We start from the raw sequence: 14,822 nt of genomic DNA, 5'->3' as shown, positions 1-14,822 counted from the left end.
AGCGACGTGCCAGACTGCCCGGCATGGGCGAGCACGCGGAGCAGGCACAGGAAACCGAGGCGAAGGCGCGTCCCCAGCGCACCCCGGTGGACTGGCGGCGCACCCGGGAGCGCGGGGTGTCCTTTCTCGCGGCACTGGTGCGCTGGGTCGGACTGCTGTTCGCCGCGATCCTGGTGCTGCACGTGATTTTCGTCATCGGCGAGGCGAACCAGGGCAACGGCATCGTCTCGTCCGTCCGCGACTGGGCCGACGGGCTGTCGCTCGGCTTCAAGGACCTGTTCACGCCGAGTGACGCGAAGCTGCGCGTGCTGGTGAACTACGGCATCGCGGCGGTCTTCTGGCTGATCGTGTCCGGAATCCTGGCGAAGATCATCCGCCGGGTCGGGGGCGCGGGGGCCTGAGCCGGGCTCAGGGCTGCCAGACGATCGGGTTTGCCCGGTAGTCCGTGCCTGTGGCCAGCCAGGCATAGGAGTCGCTGTCGTACTTCGCGCCGGTCACCGTGGTGCCGGGGGCGACCAGTTCCATCGTGCAGTCGCCGTAGGTCGCGCCCTTGGCCGTGAAGCCGTCGGTTTCGTCGCTGTGGCACTTCGGCGAGTCCGCGGACATGCCTAGCCTGCTTTTGGCGCCGTCCTTGAGCAGTCCGCGAATAAGGGCCACGTGGGCGTCGGAGAAGTCGTCGCCGGTCTCGTTCGACACGGTGAACCGGACGTAGAACGGCACCAGCCCGGCGACGTCGTCGCCGAGGTTCATCCGAGCCACCTCCGCCTCGGTGCCCCGGTCGATGCGGGTCACCGTGATGCCGACCGCGCCGACGGGTGAGGTGTCGGTCGTGAACGGCACCACGGCCTTCTCGCCGATCTTGAGCTTCGTGCCCGGCTTGGTGTAAGCGATCTTCTTCCGCGCGGGCGCGCTCGACGATGCGGGCGCGCTCGACGATGCGGGCGCTGCGGCCGGGGCAGTGCCCGGCGGCGGCGCATCGGCCGCGCTCGAACACGCGGACAGCGCGAACGCCAGCGTCGCCGCCAAGGCAATCGATCTTCTGCCAGCCATCCGTTCTTCCCCCAGGACGCGAAAGGGGGCGTCAGCCCTCGGCTGACGCCCCCGCGGTGGTCTTTAGCTTACTGCCAGGTCACCGCGTCCTTGCCGTAATCCGTGTTCGGCGCCAGGTCCCGGTAGGTGCTGGCGCTGTAGCTGGCCCCCTTCACCTCAGCGCCCGCCGGGGCCAATGCCAGCACGCAGCTGTTGTACGAAGCGCCCTTCGTGGTGAACGCCTTGCCGGAGTTCCCGCTGTCGCATTTCTCGAACTTGCCGATCACCGTCACGTGCGGGCCCTTGGTGCCGTCCCCGAGCAGGCCGTTCATCAGGCCCAGCGAGCTGTACGCGAAGTCCGCTCCGGTCTCGTTCGTGACCTTGACCTGGATGTAGTACGGCGTCATGCCCTTGGCTCGGTCGCCGAGCTTCAGCGGGGCCAGGTCGGCCTCCACGCCCTTGTCGATGCCGGTCACCGTCACGCCGATCGCGCCGGTGTTCTTCTGCGATTTGAACGGCACCACGGCCTTCTCGCCGATCTTCAGCTTCGTGCCCTGCTTCGTGTACTCGGCCGAGGCGGAGTCGCCGGCCGGCGCGGACGACGAAGACGACGAGGACGGGGCGGCCGCCGACGAGGAGGCGGGCGGAGTGGCGATCGGCGGGGCGGGGGTGTCCCCGGAAGAGCAACTGGACAGCGCGAACGCCATCGCCGTTGCGGAGACCGCCAGTACAACCGGCATCGCAGTACGCATTTCGTCACTCCTTGAGAAGATTCCCACCGATTCAGCTGCCTGACCGGTTTGGTGCCTATCTGACCTCAAGGACGGGCCGCCGGTTCCCTCAATCGCTCACGAAACGGTCACAGTGCCGGAGACCCCCACTTGTCCCCGAACGCGAACTCCGCGAGCGGCAGCCGTCGCCGAGGGGCCAGTTCGCGTTCGATCCGGCGCGGATCGTCCAGCACGGACGGGTCGGCGGGCGACCCGACCGCGATCGCGACCCGGGCCACCGCGTCGTCGGGCAGGCCGAATTCCTCGCGCACCCGCTCCGCCGAGAAGCCGGCCATCTGGTGCGCGATCAGGCCCAGCTCGACGGCCTGCAGGACCAGGTTCTCGGTCGCCAGCCCCAGTCCGTAGTCGCTGTAGGGCACCTCGCCCTTCTCGTTCGTGGTGACCATCACGCCGATCAGCAGCGCGCTCGCCCGGAACGCCCACGCCTGGTTCCCCGAGTTCAGCGTCGCGAGGAGGCGCGGGAACACCCGATCGCCCCGGCGGCCGACGAGGTAGCGGGCCGGCTGGGTGTTGCCGAAAGACGGCGCCCACCTGGCGGCTTCGAGCAAGGCGGTCAGCTGGGCGGCAGTGAGTTCGGCGGTCTCGTCGTAGGCGCGAGGGCTCCAGCGCTCGGCGATGGCCGGCGCGACGGGGACGCTCGTCTCGGCTGGTTTGCGCATGCGGCGAACGTAGTACGGCGCGGGAGTGCTCTCCGTCACTCCGGAGGAAGGGCTTCGAGCTTTTCCGTGCCGTTAAGGAAAATTTACTTCCAAACCCTCCGGACGGGCCGTGGCGGACCACTCGATGGGGTGGCGAGCGCCGTTCGCGCCGGTAGGCTCTTCCCCAAATGAAGGGCCGTGGGCGCTCCTCGGTGCCCTCCAAGGAGTACGCCCCGGCCCGTCAAGGAGGTTCGGGCGTGGCCCTCGTGGTCCAGAAGTACGGCGGATCGTCGCTGGAAAGTGCCGACCGGATCAAGCGCGTGGCAGAACGGATCGTCGCGACCAAGAAGGCGGGCAACGACGTGGTCGTCGTGTGCTCGGCGATGGGCGACACCACTGATGAGCTGCTCGATCTGGCGCAGCAAGTGAACCCGGCGCCGCCGGAGCGGGAAATGGACATGCTGCTCACCGCCGGTGAGCGCATCTCGAACTCGTTGGTCGCCATGGCCATTTCCGCGCAAGGCGCGCAGGCCTGGTCGTTCACCGGGTCCCAAGCGGGCGTGGTCACCACGTCGGTGCACGGCAACGCGCGCATCATCGACGTCACTCCGAGCCGCGTCACCGAGGCGCTGGAGCAGGGTTACGTCGCGCTGGTGGCCGGTTTCCAAGGCGTGGCACAGGACACCAAGGACATCACGACGCTCGGCCGCGGCGGTTCCGACACCACGGCGGTGGCACTGGCCGCGGCGCTGAACGCGGACGTCTGCGAGATCTATTCCGATGTGGACGGTGTGTATTCGGCCGACCCGCGGATCGTGCCGGACGCCAAAAAGCTCGACACCATCCCGTACGAGGAGATGCTGGAGCTCGCGGCGAGCGGATCGAAGATCCTGCACCTGCGTTCGGTCGAGTACGCGCGCCGCTACGGCGTGCCGATCCGAGTCCGTTCTTCCTACAGCGACAAGCCGGGCACCACGGTGGCCGGATCGATCGAGGAGATCCCCGTGGAACAAGCGCTGATCACCGGTGTGGCACACGACCGCTCGGAAGCGAAGATCACCGTGACCGGCGTGCCGGACCACGCCGGTGCCGCGGGCCGGATCTTCCGGGTCGTCGCCGACGCCGAGATCGACATCGACATGGTGCTGCAGAACGTGTCCAGCACGTCCTCGGGCCGCACCGACATCACCTTCACGCTGTCGAAGGCCAACGGGGCCAAGGCGGTCAAGGAACTCGAGAAGATCAAGGCGGAGATCGGCTTCGAGTCGGTCCTGTACGACGACCACGTCGGCAAGGTGTCGCTCGTCGGGGCCGGGATGCGCTCGCACCCGGGCGTCACCGCGACCTTCTGCGAGGCGCTGGCCAACGCGGGCGTGAACATCGAAATCATCAACACCTCGGAGATCCGCATTTCGGTACTGATCCGCGACGCGCAGCTGGACGAGGCCGTGCGCGCGATCCACGAGGCGTTCGAACTGGGCGGCGACGAGGAAGCCGTCGTCTACGCGGGGAGTGGTCGCTGATGGCACAGGGTCTTCGCGTCGGAGTGGTCGGGGCGACCGGCCAGGTCGGCGCCGTCATGCGCAAGCTGCTCGACGAACGGAACTTCCCGGTCGAGCAGATCCGGTACTTCGCCTCGGCTCGGTCCGCGGGACGCACGCTGCCGTGGCGTGACCAGGAAATCACCGTCGAGGACACCGCGACCGCTGACCTGTCCGGTTTGGACATCGCGTTGTTCTCCGCGGGCGGCGCGACCTCTCGCGAGCAGGCGCCGCGGTTCGCCGAGGCGGGCGCGATCGTGGTCGACAACTCGTCGGCGTTCCGGCGCGATCCGGACGTGCCGCTGATCGTCAGCGAGGTCAACCCGGAGGCGATCAAGGAGGTGCGGAAGGGGATCATCGCGAACCCCAACTGCACCACCATGGCCGCGATGCCGGTCCTCAAGCCGCTGCACGACGAAGCCGGACTGGTGCGGATCGTCGCGAGCACCTACCAAGCGGTGTCCGGCAGCGGCCTGGCCGGCGTCGACGAACTCGCCGCGCAGGTGAACGCGGTCGCCTCGCGCGCGGCCTCGCTCACGCACGACGGTTCGGCGGTCGAATTCCCGGCCCCGGCCAAGTACGTCGCGCCGATCGCGTTCAACGTCCTGCCGATGGCCGGGTCCATTGTGGACGACGGCACGTTCGAAACGGACGAGGAACAGAAGCTGCGCAACGAAAGCCGGAAGATCCTCGGCATCCCGGAGCTGCTGGTGTCCGGCACGTGCGTCCGGGTGCCGGTGTTCACCGGGCACTCGCTGTCGATCAACGTCGAATTCGAACGGCCGCTGTCGGTCGAGCGGGCGACGGAACTGCTGTCGAACGCGCCGGGCGTGCAGCTGGCGGACGTGCCGACGCCGCTGCAGGCCGCGGGCATCGACCCGAGCCTGGTCGGCCGGATCCGCACCGACCCGGGCGTCCCGGACGGCCGCGGCCTGGCCCTGTTCGTCTCCGCCGACAACCTCCGCAAGGGGGCGGCGCTGAACACCGTGCAGATCGCCGAGCTGGTGGCGCAGAACCGCTGAGCGAGTCTCGCGAAACTGCCCGGTCCCTTGTCGAAGGGGCCGGGCAGTTTTCATTTCTGCCGCCGGGTGATGGGTTTCAACCCGAAAGCGGCCCGCAGCTCCGGCTTCTGCAGCGGCCGCAGCACGGCCTGCATCAGGAAACCCCACAGAATCAGGCCGACTGGCGCACCCGAGGACCCGGAAGCCGCGGTGAACGACAGAATCGCGCCGAGCAGCAGCAGTGCGACGAACCCGCACTCCAGCCAGACGAGCGTGAGCATGACCTTGCGCTGCCGCCTGCCCAGCAGGACCGCGCAGACCACCAGCGCGACGGTCAGCGCCGAGTTGATCGCCACGATCGCCACCGGCAAGGCCGCGGCGCTCGGGGCGCCGCCGAGCCCGAGCAGGTAGCCGCCGAACGCGGCGAGCGCCAGGCAGAGCACGGTCTGGCCGCCGATCGCCCACCGCATCGACCGGATTCCGCGCCGCACCTCGTTCTCGCCGGACTCGGGCATCGGCTGGTCAGGGCTGGACACCGCGGGCACCACCTCAGGCTCGGGAACCGGAGCAGGAGACCACTGGTTCCCGGGACCGGTCCCCGCTACTTGGCGAGCCGGCAGGCCCGGCTCCGGTGCGTCCGGAATTCGTGGATCGCGCCGAAACCGCTGTACGACCACACCCGGCCGGACGCGCTCCGGCCGAGGTGGCGGAACTGCTCCACCGCTTCGGAACCACGCCGAAGTTCGACGAGCGCGCGGGCCGCGTAGGCGCGGCTGTTCAGGGTGTCCGGCGCGTCCCGGCCCTCGCCGTCGAGCCACGGCAGCAGCCGGTCGAGCGCGGCCTCGACGCGCCTGTCCCGCCACGCGTCCTTGACTCCCGCGAAGGACGCCTCGAACGCCGCGGCAAGCGGCAGAAACGCCAGTTTCGGATGCTTCTCCGCGCCCTCCTCGGCGAAGGTCCACATCAGATCGTCACTGCCGAACCAGTACTGCAGGGCGCGCGCGTGGGCGTGGACGTGCAACGGATCGCGAGCCATCGCGCCGTCCCACACCGCGCGGAATTCCTCGTGCCAGTATTGGCGGCCCATCGCGATCATGCACCGGATCGCCCACGGCGTCGGGTCCTCCGGCGCGAGTTCCGCGGCGGTCTGGCTCGCCTCGTCGGCCTCGTTGAGCACGCGCTGGAATCCCGCGAATCGCTCCGCGGTGACGTGTTTCGCCCCTCGTGCGCTGCGGATCTGCCACGCCACCTCCGTGAGCGCGTCCGCGTGGACCGCGGCGGCGTCCGCGTCGTCGGGCCGGGCCGCGCGCCAGGCCTTCAACGCGGTGTCGTCGTCGGCCGCGACCTCGCCGAGGAGGCTCACGACCGCACTGCGCCGATCCCAGTCCTGTCCGATTCCGGCTAGCAGATCAGCGCCCGGCTGCCAGTCCCCGGCGGCATGGGCGATTTTGGCGGCCCGGACGGGCTCCGGCAGCAGCGGTTTCTTGGTGAGCTTGGCGTCCGGCGGCAGGCCGAACCGTTCGACGTCCGCCGGTTTGATCGGCGGAACGAGATAACGGGCCAGGTCGCTGGTGCCGAGCGTGCGCATGTAGTCGGAGGTGGTCAAGCCGCGCTTCTTGGCGTCTTTCGCGATCCCCTTCATCATCCGGCGGTATTTCGGAACGGTGTAGAGCTTGATCAGTTTCAGCAACGGTTGTCCTCTCCGGAAAGAACCGGGGCGAGCAGCGCGCGCAGCGGCGCGGTGTTCCCGTCGACCGCCGCGCCGACGGCGGGATCCAGTTCGGTGGCATACGGTTCGGCCAGCACCAGCTTCGCTGGTCCAGACCAGGACAGTTCCCAGTGCGCCGCACCGGCTTTGGCGAGCCGTGCGTGCAGCACAATGGACAGTCGAGTGTGGACCAGCGGGCGGTAAAGCTCGCGCTTCGCCCGCGCCTTGACCTCCGGCGGAGCCGTCGAACCAGCGATGTCCTCGAGGCGTCCGGCGTCGAGCAGGTCCAGCAGGTCCTCGATGCGGCGCCTGCGGAGAATTCGCAGCGCCTCGGCCTGATTCGAATCGCGGACCCCGACGTCGACCAGGCTGGCCCAGTCGAGTTTCTTCTTCGAGGCCGCTCCCTCCGTGAAACCAGTCGTCAGCACCGCGTCAAGCAGCTCCGGTCCATTGTGGAGAAGGTCCGTCGCGGGCCGTTCGCCGCCGGGCGGCACGGGGACGTCCGGCCCGGCTTCCAGCAGGGCGATCCGTTCCGCGACCGGCGGGTGGCTGTCGTACTTCGAGGCCGCCCGGGTCGGCGGATTCTCTCGCAGGGAAGCCATTTCCGCCACGCGCTTCTCGTCGGAGATCAGCAGTTGGTAACCCTCGGCCATCCGTTCCGGCAGGTATCCGGAGGACCAGGCGACCGTCGCGTAGTCGTTCAGGAAAACCCACCACGCCGCGTCGAGGACTTCCACCTCGCGCAGCGCGCTGGCCGCGGCGGCGGTGCCGGCGACCCGCGCGGAGTCGGTGTCGGCGGCGAGTTCCTGTTGCTGGCTCACGCGCGCCGAGACCTGGAAGTACACGGTGGCGTACGCGGTGAAGATCGGGCGCAGCAGCCGACCGGACCCAGTCGAGCTGAGTCCGCTCACGACTCGCCCGATCGTCTGCCGTCCGCGATAGGTCGCGCCGGCGAACCGGGTGTGGCGGTTGCTGTATTGGCCGAGTTCGTGCCCGAGAATGGCCCGGAGCTGACTGACCCGCAGCCCGGCGAACAGCTGTGCGCCGATGAACATCCGGCGCCGCCGCACGCGCAGGCCCGCCCAGTGCGTCTCCTCGTTCACCGCCGCGTTGACCTGCGGAACGAGGTAGATCTCGTCCGGCGGCCGGGTGCCGACTTCCCGGGCGAGTTCACGGACGGTCGCCCACAGTTCAGGCTGCTCCTCGGGCGTGACCGGCACGCCGTCCACGTCGTCGCGCGACCGTTCGAACGTCAGCAGGGCGGTGGCCAGCACATACAGCACCGGAACGGCGAGGAAGCCGAGCCGCACCGCGGTGAACGGATGCCCGTGGAACGCGGCGACTTCGAGCCAGACGAGCGCTCCGGCGACGGCGAGCATCAGCACCGGAAAACCGGCCAGCAACAAGACCGCGAGCGTCGCTCGCATCGAGTACTTCATGGAAAAACGGAATCCTCCCCAAGACCGGCACCCTGGGCGAACCGGTCGTCCGAGCCCGTTATCGACGGAAGTCCCGATTTCGTTTCACCGATGTCCCGGTGTCCGAAAACCCGTTGTCGCGAGCGCCGGGGTGGCGGATGCTGAGCGGGCAAACCTCGTTCTGGGAAAGGAAAGTCATGTACACGGCAGTAGGCGGCGAGCGGGTTCCGATCCGGATGTGGGCAGATCCCGCGTCGGTCGAAGACCAGGCCATGCGCCAGTTGCGCAACGTCGCCAACCTGCCGTGGGTGCACGGCGTCGCGGTGATGCCGGACGTCCACTACGGCAAGGGCGCGACGGTGGGCAGCGTCATCGCGATGCGCGACGCGGTGTCGCCAGCCGCGGTCGGCGTCGACATCGGCTGCGGGATGAGCGCGGTGCGGACGTCGCTCACCGCGAGCGACCTGCCCGACGACCTCGGCAAGCTGCGCAAGCGGATCGAAGCGGCGGTGCCGGTCGGGTTCGGCTTGCACAAGACGCCGGTCAACACCGCGAAGGTGCACGGCGTCGGCGGCTGGGACACGTTCTGGAAGTCGTTCGGCGATCTGCACGAGGGCGTCCAGGACCTGCACGACCGGGCGGCTCGCCAGATCGGCAGCCTCGGCGGCGGCAACCACTTCATCGAGGTCTGCCTCGAACAGGGCGGAGCCGACGAGGGCCGGGTCTGGCTGATGCTGCATTCGGGTTCGCGCAACATCGGCAAGGAACTCGCTGAGCGGCACATGGCGATCGCGCGGAAACTGCCGCACAACCGGGACCTGCCGGACCCCGACTTGTCGGTGTTCGTCGCGGACACGCCGGAAATGCAGGCGTACCGGCGCGATCTGTTTTGGGCGCAGGATTACGCCGCGCGGAACCGGGCGACGATGGTCGCGCTGGTGAAGCTCGCGGTCTCGGAAGTCATTCCGGGAACGAGTTTCGACGACGCGATTTCGTGCCACCACAACTATGTCGCCGAGGAAACCTACGACGGCGTCGACCTGCTCGTCACCCGCAAGGGCGCGATCCGGGCCGGCTCCGGAGACCTCGGGATCATCCCGGGCAGCATGGGCACGGGTTCGTACATCGTGCGCGGACTGGGCAACACCGCGTCGTTCGAATCCGCGTCCCACGGCGCCGGACGGCGGATGTCGCGGACGAAGGCCCGCAAGACGTTCACCGCCGCCGACCTCGCCGCGCAGACCGCGGGCGTGGAATGCCGGAAGGACACCGGGGTCGTCGACGAGATCCCGGCCGCGTACAAGGACATCGAGACGGTGATCCAGGCACAGACCGACCTGGTCGAGGTGGTCGCCCACCTCAAGCAGGTCGTGTGCGTGAAGGGATGAGCTGGCCCCGCGGGCGAATCGCGCTGGTGCGCCCGCGGGACCCGCTACCCTGAGAGCATGAAGAGCTGGGGGGTGGCGGTCGCCTTGGCGGTGGCCGGGGCGGTGCTGGCCGGATGCGACCAGGTCGATTCGGCGGTCAACCAGACGAATTCCGCGGTCGGCAAGGTCTCCGCGTGCACCGAGGCGCTGGGCTTGGCCGACCTGAACCCGTTGGTGGACGGCGAAAAGCTCAAGGCCCGCGCGCAGGACAAGGAACGACGCCTGCGCGAGCTGGCGGCCGACGTCAAGGAAGAGAACGTCAAGAACGCCCTGCTCGGCATGGCCGACTCGTACGTCCAGGTGCAGAAGGAACACCTCGAGGACGCCGGGGTGATCGCCCGGTGGACCAAACGGAACCTGGAAAAGCTCGACGCGCTGCGCAAGGCCTGCACCTGACCTTCGCCCGCCCCGGCGCTCGGCGAATCTTGCCGGGAGAGGGCGCGCGCTGCGTGGGCGAGCGCCACTGTCGCGAAGCCGCCCCGCGAGGCAAGGTGGGTGCGCCGACTGAGACGGGATCCCTCACGGACCTCCGCACCCTGCGCCCGCCAACGTGCGACCCGCGATTGAAAGAACCCCAATGTGGCATTGGGTGCGTGCGACGCAACCAATGCCACATTGGGTGCGTGGGATGCAGCGAGTGCCGCGTTGGGTGCATGCGACGCAACCAATGCCGCGTTGGGTGCGTGGGACGCAGCGAATGCCACATTGGGTGCGTGGGACGCAACCAATGCCACATTGGGTGCATGCGACGCAACCAATGCCGCGTTGGGTGCGTGGGACGCAGCGAATGCCACATTGGGTGCGTGGGACGCAACCAATGCCACATTGGGTGCATGCGACGCAACCAATGCCGCGTTGGGTGCGTGCGGCGCAGCGAATGCCACATTGGGTGCGTGGGACGCAACCAATGCCACATTGGGTGCATGCGACGCACCCAACGCCGCGTTGGGTGCATGCGGCGCAGCGAATGCCACATTGGGTGCGTCACACGCAACCAACGTGGCATTGGCGCAGCTCAGCGCCGAGCCCGCACCGCCGCCGCCAGGGCAGGCGTTTGCACCGGACTCCGGCGCAGCGACCACACGAGTCCCAGCGCCGCCAGGGCCAGGCCGCCGAGTCCGGCTGCCGCGAAGCCCCACGCCGGGCTCGAATGGTCGATCGCGTAACCGACCACCGGGCTCCCCGCGGCCAGTCCGAGCCGGGTCGACGCGTCCTGCAGGCCCATCGCCTCGCCGCGGACGGCGGGCGGCGCGAGTTCGCTGACCGATTCCGTCGTGGCGGCGAGCGTCGGGGCGCAGAGCAGGTTCGTCGGGATCAGCAGGAGCATCAGCAGCCACCACGGCTGCGTCGCGAGCCCGACCGGGATCACCAGCAGCGCCAGCAGCAGCATCAGCAACCCCTGCGGCAGCGACTTCCGCACCGCGCCGTGCACGATGCCGCCGGTCATCGACGCCGCGCACATCACCGCGATGACCAGGCCGGTCCAGCCGACCTCGCCGTGCGAGCGCAGTGCGGCCAGCGTCGCGACCTCGGTGCCGACCAGGCAGAACATCGTTCCGGCGGCGATCAGCAGGGTCGCCAGCAGCCGCCCGGTGAGCCAGGATCGCAGCGGCGGCCGCGCGGTACCGGCCGGGGCCAGTTCGTCCTCGTTCCGGATTGGCGGGTTGAGCAGGAAGATCAGCAGCGCGGTGACGCCGAAAATGCTGCCGATGCCGCTCAGCGTCAGCGTCGCCGACAGCGACGAGATCGCCGCGATCCCGGCCGCGGGGCCGATCATGAACGACGCCTCGACCAGGACCGTGTCCAGCGAGTACGCCGCGCGCCGCTGCTCCGCGGGCACGAGCGCGGCCAGGATCTGCCGAGCCAGCGAACCCGCGGGCACCGACAGCACCCCGGCCGGCAGCGCGCACACCACCAGCGCCTCGTACGAAAGATGCGGAGCCGCGAACCAGAACGCGGTGGACGACAACCCGCACACCGCGACGACTGGACGCAGGCCGTACCGGTCGATGGTGCGCCCGATCATCGGCGCGCCGAGTGCCATGCCCAGCGTGACGGCGGCGCCGACGACCCCCGCCGCGCCGTAGCCCCGGCCGAGCCCGCTGACGACGTACAGCGTCAGCGTCACGCCGGTCATCGTCATGGGCACGCGTGCGAAGAACATCAGGGTCATCGACGGGCGGACGCCAGGGACGCTCAGGACGCGGCGATACGGCTGAAAAGGCACGTACCCCATGAGAGCAAGAGTTGGTACGAGCGTGCAACTTCTTTTCGTCACACCTGCCGCGCGACGGCCCGGTACCCGTCCGGGTGTCGCGCAGGCGTTCGGCGGACCCGGAAAATGCGCTCGCGACCTGGGTGCTAACTTCTTCGGCAGCACGGATAAGCATTTCTCGCCACCCATTCGCGAACAGTTTTTCAGATTTCTGCGCCGACCTCGGAGTTTCCGGTCGGCGCGAGGGCGATCCCCAGGAAAAAGGGGAGCCGGCCCGAATGCGGGCGGCGGTGCGTGCGTGGGGGACCCTCCACGGTCGGACGAGCGAGTTCACGCGTCCCGACGGGGTGATGAAGGTAATCGATCACGAACTACGCCTGTGTGAGTGAGCGAGGCGGCCATTCGGGCAATTCGGCTACGATGAGTCAGATTTGGGTCCGCGGTCCGTGATCGTCGGGGGACGCGCAAGCCGCCCACGTTAATCAATTGCGGGCCGGTTCCCGATTATTGGATTCGGCACGTAAGGGTTAGAAAAACTCCCTATCCGGTGATCGGCTGGTGCTGGGCCGACACGGCGGGTATCGATTTACCCGGCAGGTCCCAAAGGCCAGGGAGGTAAAGAATGAAAGGCAAGATCGGGCGGATCATCGCTGTGGTCGCCGCGGGCAGTCTGCTGGCCGTCGGCACCTCGGGGATGGCCTCCGCGAGCCCGGCGGGCGGCAAGGGCTCCTCGGCCACTCAGGCCGTCGCCGCGCAGGTGCTGCAAATGCGTGACGACCTGACCAAGGTGGCGTACGCGGGCGATGTCGCGAAGACGAGGGCAGACCTCGACCGGCTCAGCCCGGTGCTCGCGGACATCGCGGCGGGCAAGCGCTACCAGGTCCAATCCGAAACCCAGCAGCTCTCGTCGGCGGCGAAGCTCCGCGCGGACGAATCCAGCCGGCTCGTCAGCAACCCGAAGGCGACGCCGCGGCAACTGCCGCCGCTTCCAGTGCCGATCCCGTCGCTGCCGGACCTGCCCGGACCGCTGAAGATCGTGAGCGACCTGGTCAAGGCCCTGCTCGCCGCGGTGACCGGCATTCTGGGCGGCCTCCTCGGCGGGCTTCCGGTGCCGCCGCTTCCGGTGCCGCCGTTGCCGACGCCGCCGCTGCCCGCCCCGGCGGCAGTGCCGGGTACCTGAGCGGCCTGAACGGGAGGGGGAAGGCCCGGAGCCTGGTGCGGTTCGCCGCGCCAGGCTCCGTTCCATGTCCGGGCTCGTGAGTGCGCACGCCGGTGCTCACCGGCATTGCCGCTCACGACCGCTTGGCGAGTCCCACCCGCAGAGCACCGGCCATCTCGGCGATCGCCTCCCGGAACCGCGTCCCGACCCCGGCGAAGTTGAGGAATCCGTGGATCAGGTCGGACTGTCGGCTGAGCGCCACCGGTACCCCCGCGGCACGCAGTTTTTCCGCGTACGCCTCGCCTTCGTCGCGCAGCGGGTCGAAGCCCGCGGTCACGATGTAGGCCGGCGGGAGTCCACTGTGGTCAGACGCGAGCAACGGCGACATCCGCGGGTCGGCCTTGTCGATGCCTTCGGGCGCGTAATGGCCCTCGAACCACACCATCGCCTCGTCGGTGAGGAAGAGGTCTTCGCCGAACAACTGGCGAGACCGGCGGCGCGTGGTGAAGTCGACCGCCGGGTAGATCAACAGCTGGAACGCGGGCGCCGGGCCGCCGCGCCGCGTCGCCTCCAGCGCGACGACGGCGGACAGGTTGCCGCCCGCGCTGTCGCCGCCCACCGCGATCCGGTCCGGGTCCGCGCCGAGGTCGGCCGCCTTGGCGTACGCGTAGTCGAACGCGGCCAGCGCGTCCTCCACCGGCCCGGGGAACGGGCTTTCCGGCGCGAGCCGGTACTCGACCGACAGCACCCGCACCCCCGCGTGCTTCGCGAGGTAGCGCGCGGCGTTGTCGTGCGTGGCCCGGCTGCCGATGACCCATCCGCCGCCGTGGAAGAACACCAGCAGCGGCGACGGCTCCGGCAGCCCGGCGGGCGTGTAGAGAGTGGCTTCGAGGGACGCGTCGCCGGACGGAATGGCCACGTCCCGGGTCGCGACCGGGTTGATCCGCTTGCCGTTCACCAGGTGCTGGCTCGCTTCCAGCAGCGCTCGGGACCGCTCGACCGACCCGTTGACCAGCGAGGCGCCGGAGAGTTTCTGCAGCTTCAGCAGCAGCTGGGCGTCGAGCGCGAGCTCCTGGCCGTCGAGCCGCAGCGGCGCTCCGGCGATCAGCCTGCGCGCTGGCCGGGGCAGCCAGAACAACAACTGCGCGGCGGCAGCCTGGGCGCGGATCTGCAGCGGAATGGCCATCGTTCCTCCTCGAACGCCGATGCGCCGAGGTTACTTGCCAGTAGGTACGTTGGTCCAGTCGGTGTGTGACCCAAGCCTCCGTCTCAGATCCTGGTCCTCTAGTTAGGTCGAGGGGTTAGCCTCGACCTGTGACTTCCGCCAAAAGCGTCAAGGTGCTGGGTATCGGCGGCTCGCTGCGAGAGGGCTCGCAATCCGAGCGCGCGTTGCGCATCGCGCTCGCCGCCGCCGAAGAACGCGGCGTCGTGACCGAGCTGATCCCGGGTCCCGAGCTGGTCCTGCCGTTCTACGACACCGCCATCCCGGAGCGGAACGAACGCGCGCGGAAGCTCATCGAGGGCATCCGCCAGGCGGACGGGCTCATCGTCGTCTCGCCGGGCTACCACGGCGGGCTGTCCGGGCTGGTCAAGAACGCCCTGGACTACGTCGAAGACCTTCGCGAGGACACCCGCCCGTACCTCGACGGCCGCGCGGTGGGTCTCGCCGCCGTCGCGTACGGCTGGCAGGCCGCGGTCACCACGCTCGAACAGCTCCGCACGATCACGCACGCGCTGCGCGGCTGGTCCACCCCGTTGGGTGGTTCGATCAACTCCGCCGAGACGAAATTCGACGAGGGCGGCGGCGCGTCGGACGAGAAGAGCGTCCGCACGTTGCGGCTGATCGGACAGCAGGTCGCGGAGCACGCGTTGCTTCGCGCACACTGACGTTTCGC

Annotated in this window: 15 protein-coding genes; 7 read left to right on the top strand and 8 right to left on the bottom strand. The window is 69.1% G+C overall.

Going from position 1 to position 14,822, the window contains the following annotated elements:
• Nucleotides 1-23 precede the first annotated feature (23 nt).
• Nucleotides 24-401, top strand: coding sequence for a hypothetical protein (locus CU254_RS36955; protein ID WP_009084534.1), 378 nt, complete (start codon nt 24-26; stop codon nt 399-401).
• 7 nt (nt 402-408) lie between these two features.
• On the opposite strand, the gene CU254_RS36950 is transcribed toward CU254_RS36955, so the two are convergent.
• The 3 genes from CU254_RS36950 to CU254_RS36940 all read right to left on the bottom strand — a co-directional run bounded on the left by CU254_RS36950 (nt 409) and on the right by CU254_RS36940 (nt 2,479).
• On the bottom strand, nt 409-1,050 hold the full coding sequence (locus CU254_RS36950) for a hypothetical protein (RefSeq protein ID WP_009084532.1): 642 nt from the start codon (nt 1,048-1,050) through the stop codon (nt 409-411).
• Nucleotides 1,051-1,118: 68 nt separating this feature from the next.
• Complete coding sequence (locus CU254_RS36945; RefSeq protein ID WP_009084530.1) at nt 1,119-1,781, bottom strand: hypothetical protein; 663 nt, start codon at nt 1,779-1,781, stop codon at nt 1,119-1,121.
• Nucleotides 1,782-1,888: 107 nt separating this feature from the next.
• Nucleotides 1,889-2,479 carry a nitroreductase family protein gene (locus CU254_RS36940; protein WP_037718586.1) on the bottom strand — a complete coding sequence of 197 codons (591 nt, stop codon included), beginning with the start codon at nt 2,477-2,479 and terminating at the stop codon, nt 1,889-1,891.
• 236 nt (nt 2,480-2,715) lie between these two features.
• On the opposite strand from CU254_RS36940, the gene CU254_RS36935 reads away from it, so the two are divergent.
• Both CU254_RS36935 and CU254_RS36930 read left to right on the top strand, forming a co-directional pair.
• On the top strand, nt 2,716-3,981 hold the full coding sequence (locus CU254_RS36935; protein ID WP_009084527.1) for an aspartate kinase: 1,266 nt from the start codon (nt 2,716-2,718) through the stop codon (nt 3,979-3,981).
• Nucleotides 3,981-5,021: an aspartate-semialdehyde dehydrogenase gene (locus CU254_RS36930; RefSeq protein WP_009084525.1), complete on the top strand. Its 1,041-nt coding sequence runs from the start codon at nt 3,981-3,983 to the stop codon at nt 5,019-5,021. The genes CU254_RS36935 and CU254_RS36930 overlap by 1 nt, the downstream gene beginning before the upstream one ends.
• Before the next feature lie 50 nt (nt 5,022-5,071).
• Here the strand turns inward: CU254_RS36930 and CU254_RS36925 are convergent, their stop codons facing one another.
• The 3 genes from CU254_RS36925 to CU254_RS36915 all read right to left on the bottom strand — a co-directional run bounded on the left by CU254_RS36925 (nt 5,072) and on the right by CU254_RS36915 (nt 8,147).
• Entirely contained in the window at nt 5,072-5,536 is a 465-nt protein-coding gene (locus CU254_RS36925; RefSeq protein ID WP_158688127.1) for a hypothetical protein, read from the bottom strand.
• 65 nt (nt 5,537-5,601) lie between these two features.
• Nucleotides 5,602-6,690: a DUF4034 domain-containing protein gene (locus CU254_RS36920; protein WP_050788363.1), complete on the bottom strand. Its 1,089-nt coding sequence runs from the start codon at nt 6,688-6,690 to the stop codon at nt 5,602-5,604.
• Complete coding sequence (locus tag CU254_RS36915; RefSeq protein ID WP_009084519.1) at nt 6,684-8,147, bottom strand: M48 family metalloprotease; 1,464 nt, start codon at nt 8,145-8,147, stop codon at nt 6,684-6,686. Before CU254_RS36915 ends, CU254_RS36920 begins: the two co-directional genes overlap by 7 nt.
• 176 nt (nt 8,148-8,323) lie before the next feature.
• On the opposite strand from CU254_RS36915, the gene CU254_RS36910 reads away from it, so the two are divergent.
• On the top strand, nt 8,324-9,514 hold the full coding sequence (locus tag CU254_RS36910) for an RtcB family protein (RefSeq protein ID WP_009084517.1): 1,191 nt from the start codon (nt 8,324-8,326) through the stop codon (nt 9,512-9,514).
• A gap of 57 nt (nt 9,515-9,571) precedes the next feature.
• Nucleotides 9,572-9,949 carry a hypothetical protein gene (locus CU254_RS36905; protein ID WP_009084515.1) on the top strand — a complete coding sequence of 126 codons (378 nt, stop codon included), beginning with the start codon at nt 9,572-9,574 and terminating at the stop codon, nt 9,947-9,949.
• Nucleotides 9,950-10,568: 619 nt separating this feature from the next.
• Here CU254_RS36905 and CU254_RS36900 read toward each other — a convergent pair.
• Nucleotides 10,569-11,717 (bottom strand): MFS transporter, encoded by a 1,149-nt coding sequence (locus CU254_RS36900; protein WP_037718582.1) that lies wholly within the window; start codon nt 11,715-11,717, stop codon nt 10,569-10,571.
• A 673-nt stretch (nt 11,718-12,390) separates the two neighbouring features.
• On the opposite strand from CU254_RS36900, the gene CU254_RS36895 reads away from it, so the two are divergent.
• Nucleotides 12,391-12,948: a hypothetical protein gene (locus CU254_RS36895; RefSeq protein ID WP_009084512.1), complete on the top strand. Its 558-nt coding sequence runs from the start codon at nt 12,391-12,393 to the stop codon at nt 12,946-12,948.
• A gap of 112 nt (nt 12,949-13,060) precedes the next feature.
• Here CU254_RS36895 and CU254_RS36890 read toward each other — a convergent pair whose 3' ends face one another.
• A complete protein-coding gene (locus tag CU254_RS36890; RefSeq protein WP_009084510.1) occupies nt 13,061-14,113 on the bottom strand; it encodes an alpha/beta hydrolase in 1,053 nt (350 codons plus the stop codon).
• Between the two features lie 128 nt (nt 14,114-14,241).
• On the opposite strand from CU254_RS36890, the gene CU254_RS36885 reads away from it, so the two are divergent.
• Nucleotides 14,242-14,814: an NADPH-dependent FMN reductase gene (locus CU254_RS36885; RefSeq protein WP_199786085.1), complete on the top strand. Its 573-nt coding sequence runs from the start codon at nt 14,242-14,244 to the stop codon at nt 14,812-14,814.
• Nucleotides 14,815-14,822 lie beyond the last annotated feature (8 nt).

Source organism: Amycolatopsis sp. AA4 (assembly GCF_002796545.1).
Taxonomy (GTDB): Bacteria; Actinomycetota; Actinomycetes; order Mycobacteriales; family Pseudonocardiaceae; genus Amycolatopsis.
The sequence above is the reverse complement of the archived record's forward strand: the minus strand, read 5'-3'. Positions and strand labels throughout refer to the sequence as shown.

What these genes read in the sequence shown, in the direction of transcription:
- CU254_RS36955 (WP_009084534.1), top strand. Translation starts at nt 24, where the DNA reads ATGGGCGAGCACGCGGAGCAGGCACAGGAAACCGAGGCGAAGGCGCGT.
- CU254_RS36930 (WP_009084525.1), top strand. Translation starts at nt 3,981, where the DNA reads ATGGCACAGGGTCTTCGCGTCGGAGTGGTCGGGGCGACCGGCCAGGTC.
- CU254_RS36940 (WP_037718586.1), bottom strand. Translation starts at nt 2,479, where the DNA reads ATGCGCAAACCAGCCGAGACGAGCGTCCCCGTCGCGCCGGCCATCGCC.
- CU254_RS36900 (WP_037718582.1), bottom strand. Translation starts at nt 11,717, where the DNA reads ATGTTCTTCGCACGCGTGCCCATGACGATGACCGGCGTGACGCTGACG.
- CU254_RS36915 (WP_009084519.1), bottom strand. Translation starts at nt 8,147, where the DNA reads ATGAAGTACTCGATGCGAGCGACGCTCGCGGTCTTGTTGCTGGCCGGT.
- CU254_RS36950 (WP_009084532.1), bottom strand. Translation starts at nt 1,050, where the DNA reads ATGGCTGGCAGAAGATCGATTGCCTTGGCGGCGACGCTGGCGTTCGCG.
- CU254_RS36895 (WP_009084512.1), top strand. Translation starts at nt 12,391, where the DNA reads ATGAAAGGCAAGATCGGGCGGATCATCGCTGTGGTCGCCGCGGGCAGT.
- CU254_RS36910 (WP_009084517.1), top strand. Translation starts at nt 8,324, where the DNA reads ATGTACACGGCAGTAGGCGGCGAGCGGGTTCCGATCCGGATGTGGGCA.
- CU254_RS36890 (WP_009084510.1), bottom strand. Translation starts at nt 14,113, where the DNA reads ATGGCCATTCCGCTGCAGATCCGCGCCCAGGCTGCCGCCGCGCAGTTG.
- CU254_RS36905 (WP_009084515.1), top strand. Translation starts at nt 9,572, where the DNA reads ATGAAGAGCTGGGGGGTGGCGGTCGCCTTGGCGGTGGCCGGGGCGGTG.
- CU254_RS36945 (WP_009084530.1), bottom strand. Translation starts at nt 1,781, where the DNA reads ATGCGTACTGCGATGCCGGTTGTACTGGCGGTCTCCGCAACGGCGATG.